Genomic DNA, 5,683 nt, shown 5'->3' with positions numbered 1-5,683 from the left:
GTCACCGAAGCCGATGTCGCCGCCTTCGTGGAGGCGCTCCGATCAGGGTCCGACGGCGGATCGAGCCTGTCGCCGTCGTCGACCAATCGTGCCGTGGTGGCCGTACGGGGCTGGCACCGCTTCGAGGTCCGAGAAGGACGGGCCGCGAGCGACCCCGCCGCTGCGGTGCGGCCGGCCGGCACGGCGAAGCGGCTCCCCAAGGCGATCCCGGTCGACGACGTCGAGCGGCTCCTCGCCGGAGCGTCGGCGGCCGACGGTGTGCTCGGGCTCCGTGACCGGGCACTGGTCGAGGTGCTCTACGGGACGGGCGCGCGCATCAGCGAGGCGATCGGACTCACGGTGGACGATGTCGACCTGGACCGGGCTGCGCCGTCGATCCATCTGTTCGGCAAGGGACGCAAGGAACGCGTCGTGCCTGTCGGCAGCTACGCGATCGACGCGTTGGAGGCCTATCTGGTGCGGGGTCGGCCGGTGCTGGCCGGGAACGGTCGAGGCAACGCCTCGCTGTTCCTCAACCAGCGCGGCAACCCACTCTCGCGCCAGAGTGCGTGGGCGGTGCTGCAGGATGCCGCCACGCGCGCCAAGCTGGCCACTCACATCTCGCCGCACACGTTGCGGCACTCCTACGCCACACACCTGCTGGCCGGGGGCGCCGATGTCCGGGTGGTGCAGGAGCTACTGGGGCATGCCTCGGTGACCACGACGCAGATCTACACGCTGGTCACGCCGGACACGCTGCGCGAGGTGTACGCCGCGAGCCACCCGCGTGCCCTGTAAGTTGGGCCTGATGAGCACCGTCGACTCCGATCCGGATGCCGCGCGCGACTTCCCGGCGCCGGCTCCGTTGTCGTCGCACGGGCCTGCCCGCATCATCGCGATGTGCAACCAGAAGGGCGGGGTCGGCAAGACGACGACCACGATCAACCTCGGTGCGGCGCTCGCCAGTTACGGCCGCCGCGTGCTGCTGGTGGACTTCGATCCGCAGGGTGCGGCGTCGGCAGGTCTCGGCGTGAACGCGCACGAGCTGGATGCCACGATCTATACCGAGCTGATGAAGCAGCGCCCGGATGTCCGGGAGATCATCCAGCCAACCTCGGTGGACGGCCTCGACCTCGCACCAGCGAACATCGACCTGTCGGCCGCCGAGGTGCAGCTGGTCAACGAGGTCGCGCGCGAGCAGGTGCTCAGTCGGGTGCTGCGCAGCGTCACCGACACCTACGACGTGATCCTCATCGACTGCCAGCCGTCACTCGGCCTGCTCACGGTCAACGCGCTCACCGCGGCGCACGGCGTGATCATCCCGCTGGAGACCGAGTTCTTCGCGCTGCGCGGGGTCGCGCTGCTCGTCGAGACGATCGACAAGGTGCGGGACCGCCTCAACCCGCGGCTGCAGACCGACGGCATCCTCGCCACGATGTACGACGGCCGCACACTGCACTCCAAGGAGGTGCTCGCACGCGTGCGGGAGGCCTTCGGCGACCAGGTGTTCTCGACCGTGATCGGCCGCACCGTCAAGTTCCCGGACGCTTCGGTGGCGACCGAGTCGATCCTCACCTATGCCCCGAACCACGCAGGCGCCTACGCCTACAAGAAGCTCGCACGCGAGCTCATCGCTCGTGGTGAAGCCGCCTGAGGCGGCGCTGTCCGCTGCCGAGACGGTGACCGAGGCACCGGTCGCCGACGGTGACGCAGCGGTCGCGCTCACCCGGCCCGGCCGGTTCGAGGTCACACTCGAGAACTTCTCCGGTCCGTTCGACCTGCTGCTGTCGCTGATCGCCAAGCACCAGATGGACGTGACCGAGGTGGCACTGGCCGTGGTCACCGACGAGTTCATCTCCTTCATCCGCACCCAGAAGGACTGGGACCTGTCGCAGGCGAGCGAGTTCCTCGTGATCGCGGCGACGCTGCTCGATCTCAAGGCCGCACGGCTGCTGCCAGGCACCAGTACGGACGAGATCGAGGACCTCGAGCTGCTGGAGGCGCGGGACCTGCTCTTCGCACGGTTGCTGCAGTACCGCGCGTTCAAGGAGGTCGCGGCACACCTGGGCAGCGAGTGGGAGCGGCACGGGCGATCCCACCCGCGTTCGGTGGCACTGGAGCCGCACCTGGCGGCGCTGCTGCCCGAGCTCGTGCTCAGGATCGGACCCGAGGACCTGGCGCGGCTCGCAGCCGATGCGCTTGCCCCCAAAGCAGCGCCCGATGGTGTGGACATCTCGCACTTGCATGCGCCGATCGTCAGCGTGCGCGAGCAGGCGGCCATGATCGTGGACAGGCTTCGCCGCGAGCACGCCGTGACCTTCCGTGGCCTCACGTCCGACGCCGGATCGATCAACGTGGTCGTCGCCCGGTTCCTGGCGCTGCTGGAGCTGTTCCGCGAGGGGGCGGTCTCTTTCGACCAGGCGAGTGCGCTGGCCGAGCTCACGATCCGCTGGACCGGCAGCGACGATGGCCAGGTCGACGTCGCCGACGACTACGACGACCTCGGCACACCGGCGGACCCGGAATCCGACGCCCCAGCGCAGCCGACCGACGAGGTGGAGGCACCGTGACCGAACCCGAGACCGCGCCAGCGCAGGCGCCGGAGCACGAGCCGCGGCCCGACGACGCCCAGGCACCGGAACGCCACACGGATCTCGCGGCCGCCGCTCGTGTGCTCGACGAGCCAGGAGGCCTCCCCGCGGCGCTCGAGGCGATCCTCATGGTCGCGGACACGCCAGTGGCGACGACGCAGCTCGCGACCGTGCTGGCTCGACCCGAGCCTGAGATCGAGGAGGCACTCGCCGAGCTCGTGACCGGGTACCAGGAGCAGCACCGTGGGTTCGTGCTGCGGGAGCAGGGCGGCGGGTGGCGCTACTACTCCAACCCCACGTTCGCCCCGGTCGTCGACGCCTTCGTGCTCGACGGCCAGACCGCTCGCCTGACCCAGGCGTCGCTCGAGACACTGGCCGTGATTGCGTATCGGCAGCCGGTCTCCCGCGGCCGCATCGCCGCGATCCGCGGCGTGAATGTCGACGGCGTGGTGCGGACCCTGCTCTCCCGCGGTCTGATCGAGGAAGCGGGTCAGGACCCCGACGGCGGTGCGAACCTCTATCAGACCACCAGTTACTTCCTCGAACGCCTCGGGCTTCGCAGCCTGGACGACCTGCCACCGTTGGCGCCCTACCTTCCCGAGATCGAGGATCTCGACGGCTCGCCTGAGACGAGCACCATCGCTGCCGATCTCGAGGAGCCGACATGAACGTGCACGACCCCGCCGGTGTCCGACTGCAGAAGGTGCTCGCGGCCGCGGGCTTCGGCTCGCGGCGAGCCTGTGAGGCCATCATCGACGCGGGCCGCGTGAGCGTGGACGGCCAGCAGGTGCGCGAGCTCGGCACCCGCGTGGACCCACGCACCGCGGTGATCCATGTCGACGGGCTCCGGGTGCAGCTCGACGACAGCGTGGTGACGATCGCGCTGCACAAGCCCGCCGGCGTGTACTCCACGATGGCTGACGAGCAGGGCCGCCCTGACCTGTCGGCCTACGTGGCCGACCGTCCGGAGCGGCTGTTTCACGTGGGCCGGCTCGACGCCGAGACCGAGGGGCTGATCCTGCTGACCAACGACGGCGAGCTGGCGCATCGGCTCACGCATCCGTCGTACGAGGTGGCCAAGACCTACGTGGCCAACGTCGAGGGGCGGGTGGCCAAGGGCCTGGGGCGGGAACTTGCCCGGGGCATCGAGCTGGACGACGGTCCGGTCGCCGTCGACCGGTTCACGGTGCTGGAGACCACACCGAATGCGTCGCTGGTCGAGGTGACGCTCCACGAGGGCCGCAATCACATTGTGCGTCGCCTGCTCGAGGAGGTCGGGCATCCGGTGACCCGACTGGTGCGCACCTCGATCGGACCGATCCGACTCGGGCACCTCAAGCCCGGGCGCACACGGGCGGTCGAAGGCACCGAGCTGGGGCGGCTGATGTCGGCCGTCGGGCTGTAGCGGAGCATGGCGACCCTGGTGCTGGTCCGGCACGGCCGGACCACCGCGAATGCGACCGGTGTGCTCGCGGGCCGGACGCCCGGCGTCGAGCTGGACGAGACGGGGACCCAGCAGGCCGGGGCAGCCGGTCGGCGGCTCGCCGGGCTTGCGCTCGCCGAGATCGTGAGCAGCCCGTTGGAGCGGTGCCGCCAGAGCGCCACGGCCTTGCTGGCGCAACAACCGTCCGCAGGTGCTCAGCGGGTTCTGGTCGAGGACGACCTCAGTGAGTGTGACTACGGCGAGTGGCAGGGACGCGCGCTGTCGGAGCTGGCACAGGAACCGCTGTGGGCCACCGTGCAGACGCAGCCGACCGCTGCCGTGTTTCCCGGCGGCGAGTCGATGCCTGCGATGCAAGCGCGCGGTGTCGCTGCCGTGCGCCGGCACGACGCACGGATCACCCAGGCGAGTGGCCCCCACGCTGTGTGGGCCGCCGTCAGCCATGGCGACGTCATCAAGGCCATCCTGGCCGACGCGCTCGGTATGCACCTCGACAGCTTCCAGCGGCTCGACGTGCACCCGGCGTCGATCTCGATCGTCCACTACGGCGGGCCGCGCCCGGCCGTACTCGGGGTGAATACGTTGGAGGGCGAGCTCGGCTGGCTGGGTCGGACACCGGGCGAGACGGTCGGCGGCGGAGCCGGAGCTGCGAGATAGCCTGGACGCATGGCTGCGATCGTCCATGGTTTCGACTGGCCGGATCGGTTCGTCACAGGGACCGTCGGAGAGCCGGGCTCGCGCACGTTCTACCTGCAGGCGCAGGAGGGCAAGCGGGTGGTGAGCGTCGCGTTGGAGAAGCAGCAGTCGGCGGCGTTGGCCGACGGCGTCGACGCCGTCCTCGACCAGCTGATTGTCGAGGACGACAACCGCTACTCCGTGCCCGAGGCCGCACCCGAAGGGCTGGCCGACGACGGACCGCTTGCCGATCCGGTCGACGAGGAGTTCCGGGTGGGGGAGATGCGGCTGGCGTGGGACCCGCGCACCGCGCAGGTGGTGATCCAGGCTTCGCGGCTGCTGCTGGACGAGGACGGCACCGTGGTCGAGGAGGAGGAGCCGGCCGAGGTGTTCGTGGTGCGCCTGCCCGTGGGCGCGGCTCGGGCCTTCGCAGCGCGGACCCGGACGATCGTCACGCAGGGCCGCCCACTGTGCCCGATGTGCGAGGAGCCGATGGACCCGGATGGTCATGTCTGTGCCGTGGACGGCGCCGAGTGAGCCGGGTGTGACGTCGGTCGAGGACCACCACGAGGGTGTGCCCGGCGGCGCGGCGGAGGAGCCGTTGGAGCTGGTGGGCCGGATCACCACCGCCTCGAACGCCACGTTCCTCGGCCGGATCGGCGAGGTCCAGGTCGTCTACAAGCCCGTGGCGGGGGAGCGGCCGCTGTGGGACTTCCCGGATGGCACGCTCGCCCACCGTGAGATCGCCAGTTACCTGCTGTCCGAGGCGCTGGGGTGGCGCACCGTGCCGCGCACCTGGCTGGGCGACGGTCCGTTCGGCCCCGGCATGGTGCAGCAGTGGGAGGAACCCGAGGGCGAGGTCCGGCCGGCTGTGGCGCTGGTCCCCGCCGCAGACGAGCTGCCGGACGGCTGGTGCCATGTGCTCGACGGCCTCGACCAGCAGGAGCGACCGGTCTCGCTGCTCCACGAGAACTCCGCCGAGCTCCGCCGCATGGCC

General features: G+C 70.4%; 7 protein-coding genes and 1 pseudogene. All 8 read left to right on the top strand.

Annotated features, from left to right (window positions below):
* On the top strand, positions 1–777 hold a 777-nt coding region (locus tag ACOJSN_RS24600), incomplete at its 5' end, for a tyrosine recombinase (protein ID WP_420115119.1).
* 10 nt (positions 778–787) lie between these two features.
* A complete protein-coding gene (locus tag ACOJSN_RS24595) occupies positions 788–1,633 on the top strand; it encodes a ParA family protein (protein WP_420115118.1) in 846 nt (281 codons plus the stop codon).
* Positions 1,617–2,549 (top strand): segregation and condensation protein A, encoded by a 933-nt coding sequence (locus ACOJSN_RS24590; protein WP_420115117.1) that lies wholly within the window; start codon positions 1,617–1,619, stop codon positions 2,547–2,549. The genes ACOJSN_RS24595 and ACOJSN_RS24590 overlap by 17 nt, the downstream gene beginning before the upstream one ends.
* Entirely contained in the window at positions 2,546–3,238 is a 693-nt protein-coding gene (scpB, locus tag ACOJSN_RS24585) for an SMC-Scp complex subunit ScpB (protein WP_420115116.1), read from the top strand. Before ACOJSN_RS24590 ends, scpB begins: the two co-directional genes overlap by 4 nt.
* Positions 3,235–3,975 carry a pseudouridine synthase gene (locus ACOJSN_RS24580; RefSeq protein WP_420115115.1) on the top strand — a complete coding sequence of 247 codons (741 nt, stop codon included), beginning with the start codon at positions 3,235–3,237 and terminating at the stop codon, positions 3,973–3,975. Before scpB ends, ACOJSN_RS24580 begins: the two co-directional genes overlap by 4 nt.
* 6 nt (positions 3,976–3,981) lie before the next feature.
* A complete protein-coding gene (locus tag ACOJSN_RS24575; protein WP_420115114.1) occupies positions 3,982–4,668 on the top strand; it encodes an MSMEG_4193 family putative phosphomutase in 687 nt (228 codons plus the stop codon).
* A 9-nt stretch (positions 4,669–4,677) separates the two neighbouring features.
* The gene (locus ACOJSN_RS24570; protein WP_420115113.1) at positions 4,678–5,223 is read left to right on the top strand and encodes a DUF3090 domain-containing protein; all 546 of its coding nucleotides are present in this window, start codon (positions 4,678–4,680) and stop codon (positions 5,221–5,223) included.
* A gap of 7 nt (positions 5,224–5,230) precedes the next feature.
* A pseudogene (locus tag ACOJSN_RS24565) lies at positions 5,231–5,683 on the top strand (phosphatidylinositol kinase); the annotation flags it as partial.

Origin of the sequence: Pseudactinotalea sp. (assembly GCF_048594945.1) — a bacterium.
Taxonomy (GTDB): domain Bacteria; phylum Actinomycetota; class Actinomycetes; order Actinomycetales; family Beutenbergiaceae; genus Pseudactinotalea.
Note: the sequence above shows the minus strand (reverse complement) of the source record. Positions and strands in the feature narration are given on the sequence as shown.

Bases quoted from the DNA above. Each gene is read 5' to 3' on its own strand.
- ACOJSN_RS24575 (WP_420115114.1), top strand. From the start codon at position 3,982: ATGGCGACCCTGGTGCTGGTCCGGCACGGCCGGACCACCGCGAATGCG.
- ACOJSN_RS24595 (WP_420115118.1), top strand. From the start codon at position 788: ATGAGCACCGTCGACTCCGATCCGGATGCCGCGCGCGACTTCCCGGCG.
- ACOJSN_RS24580 (WP_420115115.1), top strand. From the start codon at position 3,235: ATGAACGTGCACGACCCCGCCGGTGTCCGACTGCAGAAGGTGCTCGCG.
- ACOJSN_RS24570 (WP_420115113.1), top strand. From the start codon at position 4,678: ATGGCTGCGATCGTCCATGGTTTCGACTGGCCGGATCGGTTCGTCACA.